An 18,761-nucleotide genomic window follows, 5' to 3' on the forward strand; every position below is an offset into this window, starting at 1 on the left:
CTTGGTTGATTCTGCAGGTTCTGGAAGGCAATAAAGCTGAGGGTGATTAGTTGGCCAGCAACCAGTCGGACGCCGCTTTGCGGTAGTTGATGATTCCCTTGTATTCGGCCATATCGTCTGGGAGCTCGGCCAGCACGCGGCCCATGTTCTCCCGCCAGACGGGTACGCGGGCAATATCCCGCAGGGGCAGTAGATAGCTCCGGATCATGAACAGCACGGCACCGGAGTGCGGGAGACGAATCATGTGCTGAATTTCTACCCGGAGGTGGAGCCGGTCCGGCAGGGCGGGATCGTCGGCAATGGTGGTGCGGTCATGAGCCCAGTTGGGGTAGGTCTCGGTGGACGTGTCCAGACGCCGGTCGATGGTGAGGGTCCAGTTGGTTCTGCGGTACTGTTCCCCCGGCTGGAGCCGCATCAAGAACTGCTCCGCGCGGCTGACGATCTTCTCTTCCTTCACCCGTGGAACGGGGTGATGGACCTCCAGAAATTTCATGCCGACGTCGAATCCAACAGACCAGTCGGCGGCGAAGGTGACCACTCCCGCATCGAGCCACAGCGCATCCTGTCGGTGGTCGAGAAAGACCAGATCGTCCTGAATCTGGCTGCCCAGAAACCGCAATGGACCCATCGGCAGCGAACTGTCGTCGCCGACGGTGAACTGCACGTCGAGGTTCTGCAGAGAGTTGCGCCAGCGGCAGACGTTTCCTTCGCGGGTGAACGATACGGTGTCGGGGTATTCCTGGGCCAGGGCGGGCAGCAGTGTGCAAATGGCGTCCCACACGGCGGGTCGCATGTGGGGGAGCACTTGGAGCCGGGACGGATCCCGATCCAGCACCTCGTCACGTTCCTTGAGCTCGGCAAGATAGTGTTCGTCGATGTGGAGCAGGCGGCCGCCCCAGGCGCCCGCTTCTGTCGGGACTTCCTTGCGGGACGGTTCGACATTGGCGCTGTAGCGGTAGATGTCGCCGGAAAACGGAAAGGGAAAGTGCTTGATCCGTTCGGGAAGCACGTCGGCGTCCCGGACAGTGTCATTGATGACAGTACTCACAGGTCCAGCTCCAATTCGTTGTCCAGGCTGCGGGAGACACAGCACATCATGGCGGCGTTGTCTTCTTTTTCCTGGTCGGTCAGGTAGAGATCTCGGTGCAGAGGGTTCCCAGCCAGCACCGGCACGGAACATTCGCCGCAGATGCCTTTGCGGCACATATTCGGAATGCTCAGCCCCGCGTTTTCGAGGGTTTCCAACAAAGAAACACCGGTCGGAACGCTCAATGTGACTCCGCTACGGGCAAGGTTCACCGTGAAGGGTTCGCCATCGTCCAGCGCCGCACCGGAAAATGCTTCCGAATGCAGCAACCCCTTGGGCCAGCCGAGATCGTGGGCCTGCTCGAGCACACTGTCCATGAAGGCAGTCGGACCGCAGACATAGAGGTGAGTACCGAGCTTCTGGGTCGTGAGCTTTCGGGTGAGAACCTCCTGAAAACTGCCGCGATCCAGGCATTCCGTCAGGCCAGCTCCCAGTAGCGCGCGTGCCTCCGCAACGTGCGCCCCCGTTCCGGGGCGGTGCACGTAGATCAGGGATGCTGACGCGCCCCATTCGGCCGCGTACCGAGCGTGCGAGAGCACCGGTGTGATGCCGATTCCTGCCGCGATAAGCAGATGATGCTTCGCTGTTGCCGCCGGGGCGAAAGCGCTGCGGGGGTGCGAAACCTGAACACGGTCACCCACCGCGAGCGCGTGCATGGCCAAGGATCCGCCGGAACCGCCTTCGACTCGCAGCACGGAGATGCTGTATTCCGTCGGAGCACTGCCTGAGCCGGTGAGCGAATAGGCGTTGGCGCCGCTTGCGTGCTGCACCACGAGATGGCTCCCCGGTACGTAGCACGGCAGCAGTTCGCCCAGCGGATCACCAAAGGAGATGCTGGTGATCGAGTCCGTCTGGGCACTGACGTTGGTCACCTCCAGCTGGAGGGTTCCTTCCAACACCGGTTGGACCTTCGTTTGGAGCGCCGTCGCGGTCATGCTGCCTCCTCGGCATGAGCTGAGAATCCCAGGTACCCGCCCACCCGGCGGGAGAAGTGGTCGGTGAAGGTCAGGGTCGTGCCGCAGCCCTGACAGTCCACATTCGTACCGATCGGGTGATCGGTTGTAGTGGAGGTGTGGCAGTGTCCGCAGAAGATCACCCGGGGTCCGACCTCGTTGCACCGTAGGGTCATCTCTTCGTCCACCAGGCCACATTCCGCGGCGACGGATGCTGCAGCATGCACGTCGGCCGGAGGACCGGCCAACACGACACGCACACCGACGCGCGAGCGTCCGAGTGCCGACCTCAGGTTTGCGAGGGCGTCCGGGGTTGCGGACGTAAAGCAGAGGTCGTGCCGGGACACACCAGCGGTGGCGTAATCCTTGAGAGCATCGGCGGTGTCGAACGACACGCAGATGACTCCGCGGAAGCCTGGTTCGCAGCCGGTGCCTGTTGCCGGCGACGTGGATGCGGTGCGCATGGTGGTTAGGGTGCGAAGGTGCGGTCGCCGGCGAAGAACCCGAGAGCGTAGTCGGGGGTTTCAAATTTGACGGTGGTGCCCTTGGGGAAGAAGAGTACGTCGCGCTCGGTGGCGCGGGTCACTTCGCCGGTGGACTGGTCGGTGAGGATGAATTCGCCCTTGATGACGACCTTCATCTCGTCGTAGGTGTAGGTGTAGACGAGGGGCTCGGATGCCTTGAGTTCGAAGAATCCGGCGCTCATCACCGACCCTTCCGGGTTGGAGAGGGAGTCGCCGATGGCGGCGTCGCAGCCGGGTTCGTTCATCGTCGGCAGGTCGAGGTAACCGCCTTCGACCTTGTAGATGGCGCCGGCCTTGGTGAGGGTGCCCAATACGGTTTCCATGATCTCTCCTATGAGTTTGTGAAGGGTTCGAGTCCGAGCTCTTCTGATGTGATGCAAAGCTACGGCACCTAATTCATCTAGTCCAGTCTTTTTTAGAAAAAAATCTGAAGAATTCCTGGATCCCGTTTTTCGCTCGTTTGCGCCCCCGGCGAATCCCAAAGTCGTCCTCGCGACCGTTGGCGTCGCTCCCGCAATGAGGGCGGCGCAGCTACCAGGGTCGGCGCGGGCCGGCGACCAGCCGTAGCCAGCCGAGGTTCCAGCGCACCGCCTTCGCTACGCTCGCTGCAGGGAGCAGCCTCTCCGTCAGCGGTTCAACATATCGGGCCGCCAGTGGGCCGATAATGGCCATGATCAGCACATAGGCAGTCGCCATTGCCGCCAGTTCCTGGGTGACGGCGCCGGACGCGATTGCCAGTCCGGCGATGACAATCGAGAATTCCCCGCGAGCGATGAGTGCCGCTCCAGCGCGGAGACGCCCAGGGCGGTCAATGCCCAGGCGCTTCGCAGCCCAGCTGCCGGTGGCCATTTTGCTGGCAGTGGTGACCAGGGCGAGTACGAGCGCCCAGCCGAGCACGGGCGGAATGGACGCGGGATCGGTATTCAATCCGAACGCCACAAAAAAGATCGCTCCGAATAAATCCCGCAGCGGTGTGAGCAGGCGCGTGGCACTGTGCGATGTGGCACCGGAGATCGCGATGCCGAGTAAGAACGCCCCCACCGCGGTCGATACGTGCATGGCCGAGGCCAATCCGGCAACGAGCAGGGCCGCGCCCAGAATGTTCAGGAGGAACACTTCGGCGTTCTCGCTCTGCACGACCCTGGAGATGTGATGGCCGTGGCGCAAGGCAACCGCGAGGATGAGACTCACCACGGCCAAAGCGATGCCTACCGTTGTGAGCCCGCCGAGAAAACCGGCACCGGCAAGGATGGTGGTCAGAATAGGCAGGTAGACAGCCATAGTCAGGTCTTCAAAGACCAAAAGTGAGATCACCACCCGGGTTTCGCGGTTGCCCAGCCGCCCGAGATCCGTCATCACCTTTGCTGCGATGCCCGATGAGGAGATGTAGGTGACTCCGCCCATCACCATCGCGCCGACCGGGCCCCAGCCCAGCAGGACGGCGAGTGCTGCTCCGGGGAGAAAATTCAACAGCAGGTCGATCGCGCCGGCCCGCCAGGAACTTCGCAGTCCGGTGAAGAGCTCAGACGCTGAATATTCCAGACCGAGCATGAGCAGCAGCAGGATAACGCCGATCTCGCCGGAGAGATGCGCGAATTGTTTCATGCCCTCCAACTCAACCAACCCGCCCGTACCGAAGGCGAGTCCCCCGAGAAGATAGAACGGGATCGGCGACATGCCGATCTGCCCGGCCAGTCTGGCCAGGAGGCCGAGGCTGAACACCACGGCTCCCAGCTCAATGAGGTTCAGGGCTAGCGGATCCATGGCCTCTATCCGTGATCGAAATCTCGAGGGCGGGCAGGCCGCGATGGCGACCTGCCCGCGGTCTCTAGGTGATTACGTCAACCGGGCGGCGCGGATCGTTGTCCTGGGCCTCGTGGCCAGACGACACGCTCGCGGGTGCTGTGCCGGTCGAACGACGAGCCCGGTGCTGGGTATAGAACCAGATGGGTATGTAGAGTCCCAACACGATGAAACCAACCCACGTCGACGCCCAGCCGATCTCCAAGCTGTTCAGATAGACCACTCCGACGAGGCACAGGGGAACATTGAACAGGCCAAAGGTCAGTGCAACATTCTTCCAGCCCTTCGGTGCTTCGAAGGGACGATCCAAATTGGCGAAGGAGGGGTGCTTCCTGGCCCGGACATAGGCGAACAAACTGATGCCGTTGGCGCAGGTGTAGCCAATCGCCGAGGCCGCCAGAATCGCTGCGGCACTTCCCATGGAAATCAGGATCAGGTTAAAGATTCCAATGACCACCATGGCCACAAACGGAGTTCCGTGACGATTGGTCCGGCCGAAGAACGCGGGAAGGTTACCCTCCGTCGCCATCGAGTGCATGGCGCGGGATGAGCCCAGATAGGCCGTTTGAATGATCAGAATCATGGCGAAAATCAACATCATGATTGCGATCATGGAGCCCGCTCCACCGAAGACTGCCTGGGCCACCGGAATCAGCGGCGAAACCGGCTCGGCCAGAACGCCGTCAACACCGAGCACACCGATTACGGCCGTCTGCACCAGTACAAAGAAGAGGAAGCAAATGATGCCCACGGCAAGCAGCGCCTTGGGGACGTCTTTGGACGGATTCTTGTACTCCGGGCCGTAAATGGCCGCCGTCTCCCAAGCACAGGCACTCCACTGCGCGATGGCAAAGACACCAAAAAGAATCAATACATGGTGCAGATCCCAGGCCCAGTCGGCCGGCAACCAGTTGTTGGTCACGTTGGCCAGATCAACGTGACCGGTGGCAAAAGGCGCCAACGCCAAGATGACGAGTGGGATCAGAGAAAAGGCTGCCAGGACATAACCCAGGGTGGCGCCGTCCTTAAGGCCGAACCAGTTGACCGCGAACACCGCGGAGAAGATCACCACGCCTGACAGTAATGAAAGCTGATACTCGGTGAAAGTCTCGCCCAGCACCGGAAACAAGCCATGCAGGTAGCCGCCGACCAAGATGGCGAAAATCGCCAAAATCGGGCTCCAACCAAACCAGTAGCTCCAGGCCGTGAAACCGCCGATCAGCTTGCCCTTGTCGTACTTGCCCTGGTGGTCCTCGGTGCGGAAAATATGCTGCGCAAAACCGGGCAGGCCGGAGGCCTTGGGAAAGGTGGTGGCCATCTCGGCATACGCGGCGTTCTGCATAAATCCCTGAAGGACTGAGAGCCCCCAGATCACGATTGCCGCGGCGGATACGTACAGCGGAAGATAGCCGAGGGAAGGCAAAATCAGCAACGGCACCCCCAGCGCGATGGCCATTCCCTGTTTCCAGTCGATGGACCTTTTCAGATGATCGACTTCATCCGAACGATTTTCACTCATTAGATCTCCCTTGAACTTCATTGTCGGGGGGTTCATTGGTGCGCTTGTGCCCGCAGAGTCGTCCCTTTCGGGGATGAAAATGACTCGCCTGACGCGGCGCTCGAGTACCCAGTTCTCAGTTCAGTTAACGAAGTCGCAGCCGCACTGAGTTAGCGGACGGATGGCGAAACGAATGATGAGTCGCATGGGGAAAGCGCGTCCCGCGCGCCGCATGTATCAAATCATTGGAGAGGTTACATGCTTAAAGCTTAATTTCGATAGCTTTTATTTTTATTTTTTTCGTGCAAGGGGTGACGGAAGGTGCGTCACCGGCGGCGGCGACTCGGCTGTGTGATCCCCGGCATCGCTCGAGTACCCCGTGCCGGTGACCCGCACCGGACCAATGGCATCCTGAAGTGTTCGCGGTCGTGCGCGGCGCCTACGTCGTGGTGGTGTAAATCAGAGACAGTCCCAGATGGGGAACGTCCAGGGCCAGTCGATGCTGGTGTGCAGATTCGGACCTGACCCGCTCGCCGACGAGATACATGCCGGAGTTACCGAGAATGACGCGGTTGCTGGCGTTGATGAGGGCAGCATTGTCATGAATGAGACGCAGGGTGGGCATTATGAGTGGTTCCAAATCCCTCAGCCGAATGTCGCATCCCACCACTCCCATGAAGCGACCCCGCACCCAAAACGGTGCCGAGACGGTGAGAATGTAGTCCTCGAAGCCCAGGTAATCGACGTAGGGCCCCCAGAGGGTCTGCTCGCCCGTCGACGCGGCGGCCGAGAAGAACGGGAGCTTCTCGTAATCGTAGTATCGGCGACTTCCAGGGGTAGAGTCAAAATCGAGCCGCTTGAGGGCACCGTCCGGCTCGCGGGTCCACCACTCCCGCGGTCGACCGCCCTCATCAATCGAGTCCGTAGCGAAGAACATCCCGGCACCGATAGCGGATGCGTTCCGGGTCAGAAACTCGTGCGCGAGTTCCTCTAGTCCGACCAGGGCGCCCTTGTTTACCGTAGACCGGCCGGCGAGTGAAGACTCAAGCAAGGAAGCGACGTTGCGGCTGAGGTGATTGATCTCGACGGAGACGCCGCGGAACCACAGTGTAAGAGCATGAGCTGCCTGTACGACTTCCCTGTCCGGGTTCATGGGGCATCCTGATTCGATCGGGCGTAACCGAGGGTGAGCTTCGTGTCGATCAGGTGATAAATGTTTCTCCTGATGTGTTCAAGGACCAGATTTCCGGCCTTCGCTGGTTGGTCCTGGGCCACGGCTCGAACGAGCTCCAAGTGTTCCGCAGTTGCGGGCTCTGGGTCAAGTGCGGCGGCGATCGGGGTCCACAGCTGCTGAACAGTCTCTTCCTGCAGCCGAATTTCGGCATTGGCCAGTCTCGGTGATTGAGCAGACACGGCCAACTCAATGTGGAACCGGCTGTCAGCCAATGCGCGCCCTTCGGGACTCGTGGCCAACACCAATGCCCGTGCCAGCTCCTGAAGTCGTTCGACATCGTGTGCTTCGGCACGCTCACAGGCCAGACGGATGATCGCGGCGGCTACCGCTGCCTGCTCGTCACCGATGTCGCGTATCTCCGAAATGGAGGTCGAGAGAAACCACTCCCGGATGCTGTCGGTCTGGGGCCGAGGCTGAGTAACCACAAAGGTTCCCCCGCTTCGACCGCGACGCGTCTCGACGACCCCCTGCTCCCGCAGCTCCGCCAGAGCTTCGCGCAAAGTCGCCCCGCCAACCCCGAACATTTCCGACAGCGCGGCTTCGGGTGGCAGGCGTTCACCGACTTTGAGCAAGCCGAGACGGATGGCCGTGGTGATTCTGTCGACGATCGCGTCGGCCCGCTCGATTTCCGGCAGAGAGCGATAGATCTGCGACTGGAAGGGGGTCGGAATGACCAAGAGTCTGCGCTTTCGAATATGGGCGACGGGTGGAGTCGTATTACGCAGTCCGGCCGGTACAGAAGGACTGTGATTCTTTCTTAGAGTCTATGCAATAAAACCTTCAGCACCAGAGTTTTCAGGGTTCCGGTAGCCGCCACGCCCACGGCCCTATCCGAAGGTGTAGGCAGAACCGTCAGAAAACAGTGTTACCCCTGCCCCGTCGCTTCGAGATTATGAATCACAACCAGAAAGCATCCTGCGGCCGCTCCCGGCCGAGTGACCGAATCGAAGGGGACATATCGTGAATCCGACAGCAAATGCAACACGAACCGGGTACAGCACCGCAGCTGACATTGCGCGCAACCTGTCGCTCGTCAGGGACGAGATCGCTGATACCTCGGCGAAGATCGACGAACAACAGGTCGCCGACCTCGCCGGCCTCCTCAGCCAGCCGGGTCGGGTATTCGTCGCCGGTGCGGGTCGAAGTGGCCTGGTCTTGCGAATGGCCGGCATGCGGCTGATGCACCTTGGTCTGACGGTGCACATCGCCGGCGACACCACCACGCCGGCAATCAGCGCCGGCGACCTGCTTCTGGTCGCCTCCGGCTCGGGAACGACCTCGGGCGTGGTCAAGTCGGCCGAAACAGCGGCCAAGGCTGGAGCGCGAATTGCCGCGTTCACGACCAACGCAGACTCACCGCTCGCTGCACTCGCCGACGCCCTGGTGATCATTCCCGCCGTGCAGAAGACCGACCACGGCTCCAGCGTTTCTCGCCAGTACTCCGGATCCCTGTTTGAACAGGTGCTCTTCCTCGCCACCGAGGCCGTCTTCCAGTCGCTCTGGGACAACGCCGACGAACCGGCCGAACAGCTCTGGCTCCGGCACGCCAACCTCGAATAACCGAGGCCTCAAAGTTTTCCCACCCCACCGCAATTCCCAACAGAAAGTAGAAAACATCATGAAGCTCCAAGTTGCAATGGACCTGCTCACCATCGAAGACGCCCTCACACTGGCCGGCCAGGTCGCCGAGTACGTCGACATCATTGAGCTCGGCACCCCGCTGATCAAGGCTGCCGGCCTTGCGGTCGTCACGGCCGTCAAGAACGCTCACCCGGACAAGCTCGTCTTCGCTGACATGAAGACCATGGACGCCGGCGAGCTCGAGGCCGACATCGCATTCAAGGCCGGCGCTGACCTGGTTTCCATCCTCGGCACCGCCGATGACTCCACCATCGCCGGCGCCGTCAAGGCAGCCAAGGCTCACAACAAGGGCATCGTCGTCGACCTCATCGGCGTGGAAGACAAGGTCACCCGCGCCAAGGAAGCCCGCACTCTCGGCGCAAAATTCGTCGAGATGCACGCTGGCCTCGACGAGCAGGCCAAGCCCGGCTACGACCTGACCGGTCTGCTCCGCGCCGGCGAAGAGGCCCGCGTTCCGTTCTCGGTCGCTGGTGGCGTGAACCTCAGCACCATCGAGGCCGTCCAGCGTGCCGGTGCCGAAGTGGCCGTCGTTGGTGGCTCCATCTACAGCGCAGCCGACCCGGCACAGGCAGCCAAGGACCTCCGCGACGCCATCGTCGGCTCCCTCGCAGCCATCGGCTAGTCATCCGATGACCTACTCGTACTGCCCGCGGAGAAGCAGCACCGCGGGCAGTACGAGGTCGGCGCAAAGCCGGAGTCAAGAACCACCACGCACGGGAACATTCCGGGCAAAGCACGCCCTCAACGATGAGGGGTTGGCATTTTTCAGACCCCGAGAAACTGGGAAGGAAGCTGTTCATCATGCACTCTCACACTGAGCCTTTGGAAGTCTTCGTCACCCCTCCCACCCGACTCGACGAGATGCTCGACCATGCCGAGGCCCTGCTTCGGCAGATACCCCAACGGTGTGCCGGCATCCTGGTCACCCGCCATAACTTTTTTCGCTACACCCTCGCGCTCAGCGAAACCGTCCCCTTCGGGGAGACCCGCGAGCAGACACTTTCGTGACCGCCGGTCGCGGACCATATTGCCACGTCGACAGTTAGAAGCAACGATGTCTGCTACTCACGCTGAAACGAGCGCGCGGTCCGGGTCTAATCCACTCCGGGACCCACGCGACCGCCGGCTGTCCCGCGTGGCGGGTCCGTCCTCCCTGGTACTCTTCGGTGTAACCGGGGACCTGGCCCGCAAGAAACTGATGCCCGCCATGTACGACCTCGCGAACCGGGGACTCCTGCCGCCCAGTTTCGCGCTGGTGGGTTTCGGCCGTCGGGAGTGGAGCGACAACGATTTTGCCGCCGAGGTCAGGGAAACGGTCAAGGCCTACGCCCGCACCCCGTTTGACGAGACGGTATGGAACCAATTCGCCAAGGGAATCCGTTTTGTGCAGGGTGAGTTCGACGACGACGCTGCGTTCAAGCGGCTGGGAAAGACCATCGATGAACTCGATGAGCAGCGGGGAACGCGGGGAAACCACGCGTTTTACCTGTCCATCCCGCCGAAGGCGTTTGAGCAGGTCTGCCGCCAGCTGAGCAAGCATGGTTTGGCGCAGGCCGAGGGCGACAAGTGGCGGCGGGTGGTGATTGAGAAGCCGTTCGGGCACGATTTGGAGTCGGCCCGGCGGCTCAATGACATCGTGGAGACCGTTTTTCCGCCGAATGCGGTGTTCCGGATCGACCACTACCTCGGGAAGGAAACGGTGCAGAACATTCTGGCGCTGCGCTTTGCGAACCAGTTGTTCGAACCGCTGTGGAATGCCAACTACGTGGACCACGTGCAGATCACCATGGCCGAAGATATCGGCACGGGCGGCCGGGCCGGATATTACGACGGCGTGGGCGCGGCACGTGACGTCATTCAGAACCACCTGTTGCAGCTGCTGGCCCTGACGGCGATGGAAGAACCCATCTCGTTCAACGCCGATGACCTGCGCGCGGAGAAGGAAAAGGTGCTGGCAGCGGTCAAACTTCCCGAGGATCTGTCCACCCATTCGGCACGCGGGCAGTTCGCCGGCGGTTGGCAGGGCGGTGAAAAGGTGGTCGGCTACCTCGACGAGGACGGTATCGCGGCCGGGTCGACGACGGAAACCTACGCCGCAGTCCGGGTCGATATCCACACCCGTCGCTGGGCGGGTGTGCCGTTCTATCTGCGTGCCGGAAAGCGGCTGGGTCGCCGGGTGACGGAAATCGCCGTCGTTTTCAAGCGCGCCCCCAACCTGCTGTTCCGCGATCACGGGGAGGACGATTTCTGCCAGAACGCCGTGGTGATCCGGGTGCAGCCCGATGAGGGTGCAACGATCCGGTTCGGTTCGAAGGTTCCCGGAACGCAGATGGAGGTGCGCGACGTGACCATGGACTTTGGCTACGGGCACTCGTTTACCGAATCCAGCCCGGAAGCATACGAGCGGCTCATCCTGGACGTGTTGCTCGGCGAACCACCGCTGTTCCCCCGGCATCAAGAAGTTGAACACTCGTGGAAGATCTTGGATCCGTTCGAAAAATACTGGGCAAGCCTCGGCGAACAGCCCGAGGCCTACGCCCCCGGAAGCTGGGGACCAGCCTCGGCCGATGCAATGCTCGCGCGCGATGGACGAACCTGGAGACGGCCATGATTGTAGATCTTCCCGACACCACAACCTCCCTGATTTCCAAGAGGCTCATGTCTTTGCGCGAGCAGGGCGGGGTGATCGCACTGGGACGCGTGCTCACCCTGGTCGTCGTGACCAAGTCCGGTTCCGAGGAGGAGGCGATCGAAGCGGCCAACGACGCCAGCCGGGAACACCCCTGTCGGATCATCGTTCTCGCGGACGCCGGTGCCGAGGCGCCGACCCGCCTGGACGCGCAGATCCGCGTGGGTGGTGACGCCGGCGCGTCCGAAGTGATCGTGCTTCGCGGCGCCGGTGAGCTCTCCGAAGAAAGCGAATCCCTGGTGTCCGCGCTGCTCCTGCCGGACGCACCCATTGTGGCCTGGTGGCCGTACGGCGCCCCCAAGAACGCGGGCGAGACGTCGATCGGACGCATGGCGCACCGCCGGATCACCGACTCGGCCAACGAGGAAAACCCGCAGCAGGCCCTGGAAAACATTCGGATGACCTACCGGGCCGGTGACACCGACCTCGCCTGGACCCGCCTGACCACGTGGCGGATCCAGCTGGCCGCCGTACTGGACCAGGTGGATTCCGCCCCTGTCACGGCCGTCACCGTGGAAGGCGCTGCAGATTCCCCCAGCACCCTGCTGCTGGCGGCGTGGCTCGAGTTGTCCCTGCAGGTTCCGGTGACCGTGCTGGCTGCGCGGGCCGGGATGGGCATGCGTCGTGTGCGGCTCTGCCGCGGAACCGGGGACGTTGTGCTGTTTCGTTCCGGTCAGTCGGTGGCTGAACTCACTCAACCCGGACAGCCGGCGCAGCGGATCTCACTGCCGCGCCGCACCCTGCGGCTCTGCCTGGCCGAGGAACTCCGCCGACTGGACCCCGACGAGGTCTTCGGCGAAACGGTTCGTGGACTGGGCACCACCCGGGTATATCAGGACAGCCAGCTGACGCTGACGGGCACCCCCACGCGAGTACATGACCGGGATCGTCCGGCTCTCCTCGCCGTCTAGGCCTGAATCCACAACGAAAGCGATCCAGGAGGACGTTGATGATGACTGAACGGTTGATAGACGGATACGACGGTGTGCTCGCGGACTTGGACGGCGTCGTGTACACCGGACCGCGAGCAATCGACGGGGCATCAGAGGCCCTGAAACAGCTCGCCGTGGAAGGCAAGAGTCTCGCCTACGTGACGAACAATGCGTCCCGCTCGTCCGAACAGGTGGCGGCCCATCTCCGAGAGCTGGGAGTTCCAGCCAGAGCTGAGCAGGTGTTCGGTTCAGCCCTGGCCGGTGCCGAGCTGCTGGCCGGACTGGTTGCGGCCGGGTCGGCAATCCTGGTCATCGGGAGCGTGAGTCTCGTGGACGCCGTCCGAGCCCAAGGGCTCAACGTCGTCGGCACTGCCCATGCCCAACCGGATGCCGTCATTCAGGGCTTCTCGCCCGATCTGGGATGGAAGGACCTGGCGGAGGCCGCCTACGCGGTGGGCGCGGGTGCGGTTTGGGTTGCGACGAACACCGATATGTCCCTTCCGCAAGAGCGCGGGATCGCCCCGGGGAACGGTGCCCTCGTGGCCGCGATTACCGCGGCCACCGGGAGGTCACCGTTGGTCGCGGGAAAGCCAGGGGCCGCCCTCTTCGAGACCGCGGCTCGTCACTCTGGTCTCGAGCGGGCGATTGTGGTGGGGGACCGGCTGGACACCGATATCCTCGGTGGGAACCGCGCGGGGATGGCCACAGCGCTCGTTCTCACGGGCATAGACTCGGTCCGCACGGCCTTGGCAGCACGGGTGGATGAGCGCCCCGACTATTTGATCGGCTCCCTCGGGGAGCTCTACGAAAAGTATCCGGCGGTGACGCTCGACGGGGTCTCGTATTCCTGCGGTCGGACAGTGGCCTCGGTCACCGATTCGATGGTGACCATCAGCGGACGCGAGGATGACCTCGACAGCTGGCGTGCCGCGTGCGCTGCGTGGTGGGCTGCCTATCCCGAGGCGATCCCGGCGGCGGCACCACAGGTAGCCTTCGCGACCGCTCGTTAGGCCCGTGGCATCCACTCTCCGCACCCAGCAGGGCCGTACTCAACCCGAGTACGGCCCTGCTGGACGGGGGAGGGCCAGCAATTACCTCGCGGCCAGGATATCGTCGACAGCCTCAGGCGTGCTGGTGTCCACTTCCTGCGACGGGCCATTCAGGTAGCGCGCCATGGAGTCATCCATCGCGTTGAGCCAGCGTGTGTGGTGCTTGGCGGCCATGGTGCCGGTGACGACGGATCGGTGCAGCATGTCCCGGTATCCCAGGATGTCCGTTTCCTTGTGGTGCATCCAGTCCTTGAACAGTTGGGAGACAGCGTCGAGGTCGAAGGAAGGGTAATCCGTTGAGGCAATGAGCTCCCGCAGGTAGTCCGTCTGAAAGTCAGCCTCAGCGTTATGATCCGGCAGTGCGGCCAGGCGCTCAATCCAGAGCTGGATGTTCGCCTCGCGCTCGGCCAGGGACGGCAGCACGATCGCTCCGGTCATGACGTCGCGGGCGTACCACGCCTGCGCGTCAAACATATTGAACGTGTAGTACTGGTCCTGTGCGCCCAGATAGAACAGGTTGGTGTTCTGCTGCCACACCACTCCCTTATATAGGTTGGCCGGGTACAGCACGTTTGCGGACTTCAGCGACAGCTCGCTGGGGAGGAACGGGTACTTGTGCTGGTAGCCGGTGCACAGCACGACGGCGTCGAAGTCACCCTGGGTGCCGTCGCTGAAGTGTGCGGTACGGCCGACGAAGTGGGTGACGAGCGGGCGCTCCACGGTGTTCTCCGGCCAGACGTAGCCCATGGGCTTCGAGCGATAGCTCAACGTGATGGAGGCGGCGCCCATCTTGTGCGCCTGCATGCCGATATCTTCAGCAGAATAGCTGCTCCCGATCATGAGCAGGTTCTTGCCATAGAAGCGCTCGGCGCCGCGAAAATCGTGTGCGTGCATAACCTCGCCCGGGAACGTCTTGATCCCCGTGAACTCGGGAACTGAAGGCACGGAGAAGTGGCCGGTGGCCACCACGAGCTTGTCGAAAACGTGGGTCTCGGTGAGGTTGGTCTTGAGATCCTCGACCGTCAGTGTGAATTCCTGCGTGACCTCGTTGTAGCTGGTGTGGCGGGCGACAGTGTTGAACCGAACGTACTTGCGCACGTCGGACTTCTCCACGCGGCCCTTGATGTAGTCGAACAGAACCTCGCGGGACGGAAAGGAAGAGATGGCACGACCAAAGTGCTCGTCGAAGGAATAGTCCGAGAACTCCAGGCACTCCTTGGGCCCGTTGGACCACAGGTGCCGGTACATGCTCGTGTGCACCGGCTCACCATGAGCGTCCAGGCCGATGCGCCAGCTGCTGTTCCACTGCCCGCCCCAGTCGTCCTGCTTCTCGAAGCAGGTGATCTCGGGGATCGCGGCGCCCTTCTGGCGGGCTGACTCAAATGCTCGCAGTTGTGCCATCCCGCTGGGGCCCGCACCAATGATTCCAACTCGCAGTGACATGCTGTTCTCCTATTCCAATAGATAGCCGGGCCGCCGGTGTGCGGCAGAAAATGAATGACGCTACCTCTGAGGCAAGTGACCGTTTGATGCCGCACTGCGGTAGCGGGTGGTGCTTGTCGTACGTATATATAGGGGAGCGCCAATCCGGCCCTGAGCTGGTCCAGAAAATGGGTCGACAATTCGCCGGGCAACAGTGCCCGGGCAGAAAATGGATGCGCCGAAAGGCCGGCTGCATCGTCGTGACGCAGGGGTCAAAAACCCGATCCAGCGGGGCGCATCCGGTCGATGAGGAGCGGATGCGCCCCGCATGGTGGTTAGGGTGCGAAGGTGCGGTCGCCGGCGAAGAACCCGAGAGCGTAGTCGGGGGTTTCAAATTTGACGGTGGTGCCCTTGGGGAAGAAGAGTACGTCGCGCTCGGTGGCGCGGGTCACTTCGCCGGTGGACTGGTCGGTGAGGATGAATTCGCCCTTGATGACCACCTTCATCTCGTCGTAGGTGTAGGTGTACACCAGGGGCTCGGATGCCTTGAGTTCGAAGAATCCGGCGCTCATCACCGACCCTTCCGGGTTGGAGAGGGAGTCGCCGATGGCGGCGTCGCAGCCGGGCTCGTTCATCTTCGGAAGGTCGAGGTAGCCGCCTTCGACCTTGTAGATGGCGCCGGCCTTGGTGAGGGTGCCCAATACGGTTTCCATGGTTTCTCCTGTGACTAGTGTTTGCGAAGATGGGTCAGGTTTGGCCATCTTTTTGGGACTATGACACTGCGCTCGAGATCGAGTCAGAAACCCGGCTGGGGGCTCCGGGAAGAAGCGCTGGCGACCGAACAATCCATTGTTTCGAGAGGTCCGGTCGAGCTCTGCTCCGAGGTCTACCGGTGGAATGAACGTCACCAACGTTCGCTGGAGTTACTTTCACATGAACAACTGTTCAAGTCAATGGTTCAAGTTGAAGTCGCGAGAATTTATTGCGGGCCTGAAAAAAATCAGAGCCCCGCCTTGGTCAGGAGAGCATCAACCATCATGAAGAAAAGCCCGCGGTGGTCCGTGGCTACCGGATCGGTCAAATATTGGATCGCCGCTCCGTCGTAGATCATTAGAAAACACCTGACCAGGGCCGGAATGCTCATGAGGCACTGATCATCACTGCTATCGGCGGCCGACGACAGCATCTCTCCCAGCTCGACTTCGTAGGCGGGGTAGATTTTCGCTGCCAGCCGGCTTGAGCTGGCATTGCGCGTTGCCCACATGATGAGCTCGAACTCAGCGACCAGGCTGGCGGGCTCTTCCTCGAGCGAGCGCCAGTAGCCCTCGGCCACTTGTTCCACGGCCTTGCGAAGACCGAGGTGCACCGGAACATCGCTGGAAAAGCGGTTCAGGTTCTTCAGCCAGGCCTCGGCGGCGGCGTCCATGAGCTCGTCCTTATTGCTGAAGCAATAGTGTGCCGTCGCCAGGGGAGCATTGGCCTCCTTGGCAATGGCTCGCATGGTCACCGATTGCACGCCCTCGCGTCTCATGAGTTCCACGGTCGCTGCAATGAGCTGGGTCTTACGTTCTGCTGCGGGTATCCGCATGGTGCACGCTCCAGCTTCTACCGTCCCGATTCGAGAGAGGGTGGGGAAAGACTATTCGTTTGGACACTCGAAAAGTGCCATTTCTTCAACTTGGACCATTGACTTGAACATTTGTCCATGACAATGTCTTGACAGCGAAGTGACCCACGACGCGATGCTGCCCTGTGATTGAGATTATTCAGGCATGCCCCAAGCAGATTCTCCACTGAAGAAAAGGGTTACCGACAATGGCGCCAACCACCCCTCAACCTTCGACACCGTCGATGATGGACGTGCTCGATCTCTGGCCGGCCAAGCCCATGACGCCGATGAAAGACGAATGGCCTCGCTTGCGCTGCCGGTTCATCAACGCCGACCCCGTGGGCGAGTGGGACGACGTCATCCTCTCGGAATGGGAGCTGGAGGCTTGCGGATGGGAGGACTTTCACCCGCACACCGAAACGAACTTCCTGTTGGCAGGCGAACTCCACATCGAGACCGACGGTAAGACGGTGATCCTGAAACCCGGTGACTCAGCACGCGTGAATCCCGGCCGCACCGGTCGGTACTGGGCGCCGGTCTACGCACACATGTTCACCATTTACGGCCCCAACCCCGAAGGCTTGGAATCCCACTCGTTCAGGTACTTCGAACTCTAACGCTTTTTTGTCACGTCCACCGCTGAGCCGAACACTGGCCCGAGCGCTGCATTCTCACTGCCATTTTAGAAATTCCAGAAATACCGTACGTCGCTAATAAATCAGAGACCTATTGATATTCAAGGGAGATTGTCATGAGTGAACATCGTTCGGATGAAGTCGATCATCTGAAAAGATCGATCGACTGGAAGCAGGGCATGGCCATCGCATTGGGGGTGCCCCTGTTGATTCTGCCTTCCCTGGGCTACCTGCCGATGTGGACATCCGCTGCTGCCATCCTGATCTGGGGCCTGTCGGTTACGCAGGGCTTCATGCAGAACGCCGCCTACGCCGAAATGGCCACCACGTTTCCCAAGGCCTCCGGTCTTCCAGGTTTCGCGCAGCACATCTTCCGCACCGAGAACTTCACCGGCAAGTACGACAAGGGAAAGCTGATCGGCGGCTTCAGTGCCTGGAGCTATTGGTTTGCCTGGAACCCGGTGCTGGCAATCTTCGCCATCCTGATCGGCGGCTACCTGCACGGGCTGTTTCCGGTATTGGCCGAAACATTCACCGAGTATCAGCTGTCGTTGATATCGGGCATGGTGATTTTCACCCTGTTGTCTTTCGTGAACTGGTTCGGCCTCAAGGACGGCGCCATCCTGGGTTACATCCTGGGAGCACTGTCGCTGATACCGCTGATTGTTTTGACGGTGGCGCCGTTCGCCACCGGACACGTTGACCTGGCCAATATCACCGGCAACTGGTTGCCGGCGGACTGGACCTGGGATATGAACCACATCCTGATCCTGTTCGGTATCTTTGCGATCGCACAGTGGAGCGCCTGTGGGTGGGAGACGGCCGCGATCTACGGCCCCGAGTACAAGAACCCGTCCAAGGACGTGCCCAAGGCGTTGCTGGCCGTCGGCATTATCTGCTTCCTCTCTTATGTGCTGGTGCAGACTGCCGTGATCGGGGTGCTCGGTGTTGACGGGGTCGTAGCCGAGCCGCTATCGCCGCTGATACCCGTGGCAAAGGCAATCTTTGGTGAATCCGGCTCCATGCTCACCATCATGATGTTGATCATCGCGATGATCCTGATCATTCAAACCGCTTTCCTGGGTTCCTCCCGCGCCATGCACTCCATGGCAACGGAAGGTAATCTTCCCAAGTTCTTTGGCAAGACCAATCGTCACGGAACCCCGTTTGTTGCATTGCTCGTCACCGCAGCGTTCAACATGGTGCTGATCTCGGTCGGATCAATGGCGGCGATTCTCGCGGCCGCCGCGATCGGATACACCTTTGCCAACGGGATCAGCCTGTTCGCCTATGTCAAGGCCAAGAACCATCCCTCCTTTGCCAATCTGGAACGCCCCTTCAAAGCGCCCAAGGGCTGGAAACATGTCGCCATGCTCTTTGGCCTGTTCAATCTGCCCCTGTGCCTGGTGGGTGTGGTCTACCTGAACAGCTTGGAAATCGGCTGGGGCTCAACCTGGGTCGGCTTCATAGTGTTGTCGCTCTACATCCCCATCTGGTTCTATTCCCAGCACGAATCGAGTCGATCCAAGAACGCAGCCGCACCCGTGCGCGCACCGGATCTCGATGCGTCAGACCCTGAATTGGTTCCCGACCCGATGTGGTGATCGAGTAGACGGCACAGGGGAGTGTCTCGGAAGAACTGATTCCGAGACACTCCCGGTGTGCTCTGCGCCGCTACGCCGCCA

At 61.4% G+C, this 18,761-nt stretch carries 19 protein-coding genes; 8 read left to right on the top strand and 11 right to left on the bottom strand.

Annotation, left to right across the window (positions count from 1 at the left end; translation table 11 throughout):
• Positions 1–46: 46 nt before the first annotated feature.
• The 8 genes from QMK22_RS02135 to QMK22_RS02170 form a co-directional block, all read right to left on the bottom strand.
• Entirely contained in the window at positions 47–1,048 is a 1,002-nt protein-coding gene (locus tag QMK22_RS02135) for a heme-dependent oxidative N-demethylase family protein (protein WP_283495974.1), read from the bottom strand.
• Positions 1,045–2,022 (bottom strand): PDR/VanB family oxidoreductase, encoded by a 978-nt coding sequence (locus tag QMK22_RS02140; RefSeq protein ID WP_283495975.1) that lies wholly within the window; start codon positions 2,020–2,022, stop codon positions 1,045–1,047. The genes QMK22_RS02135 and QMK22_RS02140 overlap by 4 nt, the downstream gene beginning before the upstream one ends.
• Positions 2,019–2,504 (bottom strand): dimethylamine monooxygenase subunit DmmA family protein, encoded by a 486-nt coding sequence (locus QMK22_RS02145; protein WP_283495976.1) that lies wholly within the window; start codon positions 2,502–2,504, stop codon positions 2,019–2,021. Before QMK22_RS02145 ends, QMK22_RS02140 begins: the two co-directional genes overlap by 4 nt.
• Before the next feature lie 5 nt (positions 2,505–2,509).
• Complete coding sequence (locus QMK22_RS02150; RefSeq protein ID WP_283495977.1) at positions 2,510–2,887, bottom strand: cupin domain-containing protein; 378 nt, start codon at positions 2,885–2,887, stop codon at positions 2,510–2,512.
• Positions 2,888–3,095: 208 nt separating this feature from the next.
• A complete protein-coding gene (locus QMK22_RS02155) occupies positions 3,096–4,328 on the bottom strand; it encodes a cation:proton antiporter (RefSeq protein WP_283495978.1) in 1,233 nt (410 codons plus the stop codon).
• Between the two features lie 64 nt (positions 4,329–4,392).
• Positions 4,393–5,886 (bottom strand): APC family permease, encoded by a 1,494-nt coding sequence (locus QMK22_RS02160; RefSeq protein ID WP_283495979.1) that lies wholly within the window; start codon positions 5,884–5,886, stop codon positions 4,393–4,395.
• A gap of 418 nt (positions 5,887–6,304) precedes the next feature.
• On the bottom strand, positions 6,305–7,018 hold the full coding sequence (locus QMK22_RS02165; protein WP_283495980.1) for a cache domain-containing protein: 714 nt from the start codon (positions 7,016–7,018) through the stop codon (positions 6,305–6,307).
• Complete coding sequence (locus QMK22_RS02170) at positions 7,015–7,776, bottom strand: FadR/GntR family transcriptional regulator (RefSeq protein WP_283495981.1); 762 nt, start codon at positions 7,774–7,776, stop codon at positions 7,015–7,017. Before QMK22_RS02170 ends, QMK22_RS02165 begins: the two co-directional genes overlap by 4 nt.
• Before the next feature lie 283 nt (positions 7,777–8,059).
• Here QMK22_RS02170 and hxlB point away from each other — a divergent pair, with 283 nt between their 5' ends.
• The 6 genes from hxlB (at position 8,060) to QMK22_RS02200 (ending at position 13,371) form a co-directional block, all read left to right on the top strand.
• Positions 8,060–8,659, top strand: coding sequence for a 6-phospho-3-hexuloisomerase (gene hxlB / locus QMK22_RS02175; protein WP_283495982.1), 600 nt, complete (start codon positions 8,060–8,062; stop codon positions 8,657–8,659).
• Positions 8,660–8,717: 58 nt separating this feature from the next.
• Complete coding sequence (hxlA, locus tag QMK22_RS02180; RefSeq protein ID WP_283495983.1) at positions 8,718–9,362, top strand: 3-hexulose-6-phosphate synthase; 645 nt, start codon at positions 8,718–8,720, stop codon at positions 9,360–9,362.
• 179 nt (positions 9,363–9,541) lie between these two features.
• Complete coding sequence (locus tag QMK22_RS02185) at positions 9,542–9,748, top strand: hypothetical protein (protein ID WP_283495984.1); 207 nt, start codon at positions 9,542–9,544, stop codon at positions 9,746–9,748.
• A 46-nt stretch (positions 9,749–9,794) separates the two neighbouring features.
• A complete protein-coding gene (zwf, locus tag QMK22_RS02190; RefSeq protein ID WP_283495985.1) occupies positions 9,795–11,351 on the top strand; it encodes a glucose-6-phosphate dehydrogenase in 1,557 nt (518 codons plus the stop codon).
• On the top strand, positions 11,348–12,340 hold the full coding sequence (locus QMK22_RS02195; RefSeq protein WP_283495986.1) for a glucose-6-phosphate dehydrogenase assembly protein OpcA: 993 nt from the start codon (positions 11,348–11,350) through the stop codon (positions 12,338–12,340). The genes zwf and QMK22_RS02195 overlap by 4 nt, the downstream gene beginning before the upstream one ends.
• Before the next feature lie 41 nt (positions 12,341–12,381).
• A complete protein-coding gene (locus QMK22_RS02200; RefSeq protein WP_283495987.1) occupies positions 12,382–13,371 on the top strand; it encodes an HAD-IIA family hydrolase in 990 nt (329 codons plus the stop codon).
• Between the two features lie 81 nt (positions 13,372–13,452).
• Here the strand turns inward: QMK22_RS02200 and QMK22_RS02205 are convergent, their stop codons facing one another.
• From QMK22_RS02205 to QMK22_RS02215, 3 genes are all read right to left on the bottom strand, one after another.
• A complete protein-coding gene (locus tag QMK22_RS02205; RefSeq protein WP_283495988.1) occupies positions 13,453–14,853 on the bottom strand; it encodes a trimethylamine monooxygenase in 1,401 nt (466 codons plus the stop codon).
• A gap of 314 nt (positions 14,854–15,167) precedes the next feature.
• The gene (locus QMK22_RS02210) at positions 15,168–15,545 is read right to left on the bottom strand and encodes a cupin domain-containing protein (RefSeq protein ID WP_283495989.1); all 378 of its coding nucleotides are present in this window, start codon (positions 15,543–15,545) and stop codon (positions 15,168–15,170) included.
• 287 nt (positions 15,546–15,832) lie between these two features.
• Positions 15,833–16,420, bottom strand: a complete 588-nt coding sequence (locus QMK22_RS02215; protein WP_283495990.1) for a TetR/AcrR family transcriptional regulator — start codon at positions 16,418–16,420, stop codon at positions 15,833–15,835.
• Positions 16,421–16,683: 263 nt separating this feature from the next.
• Between QMK22_RS02215 and QMK22_RS02220 the strand changes: the two genes are divergently transcribed.
• Both QMK22_RS02220 and QMK22_RS02225 read left to right on the top strand, forming a co-directional pair.
• Positions 16,684–17,058, top strand: a complete 375-nt coding sequence (locus QMK22_RS02220) for a cupin domain-containing protein (RefSeq protein ID WP_283495991.1) — start codon at positions 16,684–16,686, stop codon at positions 17,056–17,058.
• A 134-nt stretch (positions 17,059–17,192) separates the two neighbouring features.
• Positions 17,193–18,680 (top strand): APC family permease, encoded by a 1,488-nt coding sequence (locus QMK22_RS02225; protein ID WP_283495992.1) that lies wholly within the window; start codon positions 17,193–17,195, stop codon positions 18,678–18,680.
• Positions 18,681–18,761 lie beyond the last annotated feature (81 nt).

The sequence above is a fragment of the Cryobacterium sp. PH29-G1 genome (assembly GCF_030063365.1).
Classification (GTDB): domain Bacteria; phylum Actinomycetota; class Actinomycetes; order Actinomycetales; family Microbacteriaceae; genus Cryobacterium.

Coding starts and splice junctions, on each gene's coding strand:
- QMK22_RS02210 (WP_283495989.1), bottom strand. CDS start 15,545: ATGGAAACCGTATTGGGCACCCTCACCAAGGCCGGCGCCATCTACAAG.
- QMK22_RS02155 (WP_283495978.1), bottom strand. CDS start 4,328: ATGGATCCGCTAGCCCTGAACCTCATTGAGCTGGGAGCCGTGGTGTTC.
- QMK22_RS02160 (WP_283495979.1), bottom strand. CDS start 5,886: ATGAGTGAAAATCGTTCGGATGAAGTCGATCATCTGAAAAGGTCCATC.
- QMK22_RS02220 (WP_283495991.1), top strand. CDS start 16,684: ATGATGGACGTGCTCGATCTCTGGCCGGCCAAGCCCATGACGCCGATG.
- QMK22_RS02225 (WP_283495992.1), top strand. CDS start 17,193: ATGAGTGAACATCGTTCGGATGAAGTCGATCATCTGAAAAGATCGATC.
- QMK22_RS02195 (WP_283495986.1), top strand. CDS start 11,348: ATGATTGTAGATCTTCCCGACACCACAACCTCCCTGATTTCCAAGAGG.
- QMK22_RS02215 (WP_283495990.1), bottom strand. CDS start 16,420: ATGCGGATACCCGCAGCAGAACGTAAGACCCAGCTCATTGCAGCGACC.
- zwf (WP_283495985.1), top strand. CDS start 9,795: ATGTCTGCTACTCACGCTGAAACGAGCGCGCGGTCCGGGTCTAATCCA.
- hxlA (WP_283495983.1), top strand. CDS start 8,718: ATGAAGCTCCAAGTTGCAATGGACCTGCTCACCATCGAAGACGCCCTC.
- QMK22_RS02140 (WP_283495975.1), bottom strand. CDS start 2,022: ATGACCGCGACGGCGCTCCAAACGAAGGTCCAACCGGTGTTGGAAGGA.
- QMK22_RS02145 (WP_283495976.1), bottom strand. CDS start 2,504: ATGCGCACCGCATCCACGTCGCCGGCAACAGGCACCGGCTGCGAACCA.
- QMK22_RS02200 (WP_283495987.1), top strand. CDS start 12,382: ATGACTGAACGGTTGATAGACGGATACGACGGTGTGCTCGCGGACTTG.
- QMK22_RS02205 (WP_283495988.1), bottom strand. CDS start 14,853: ATGTCACTGCGAGTTGGAATCATTGGTGCGGGCCCCAGCGGGATGGCA.
- QMK22_RS02185 (WP_283495984.1), top strand. CDS start 9,542: ATGCACTCTCACACTGAGCCTTTGGAAGTCTTCGTCACCCCTCCCACC.
- QMK22_RS02165 (WP_283495980.1), bottom strand. CDS start 7,018: ATGAACCCGGACAGGGAAGTCGTACAGGCAGCTCATGCTCTTACACTG.
- QMK22_RS02150 (WP_283495977.1), bottom strand. CDS start 2,887: ATGGAAACCGTATTGGGCACCCTCACCAAGGCCGGCGCCATCTACAAG.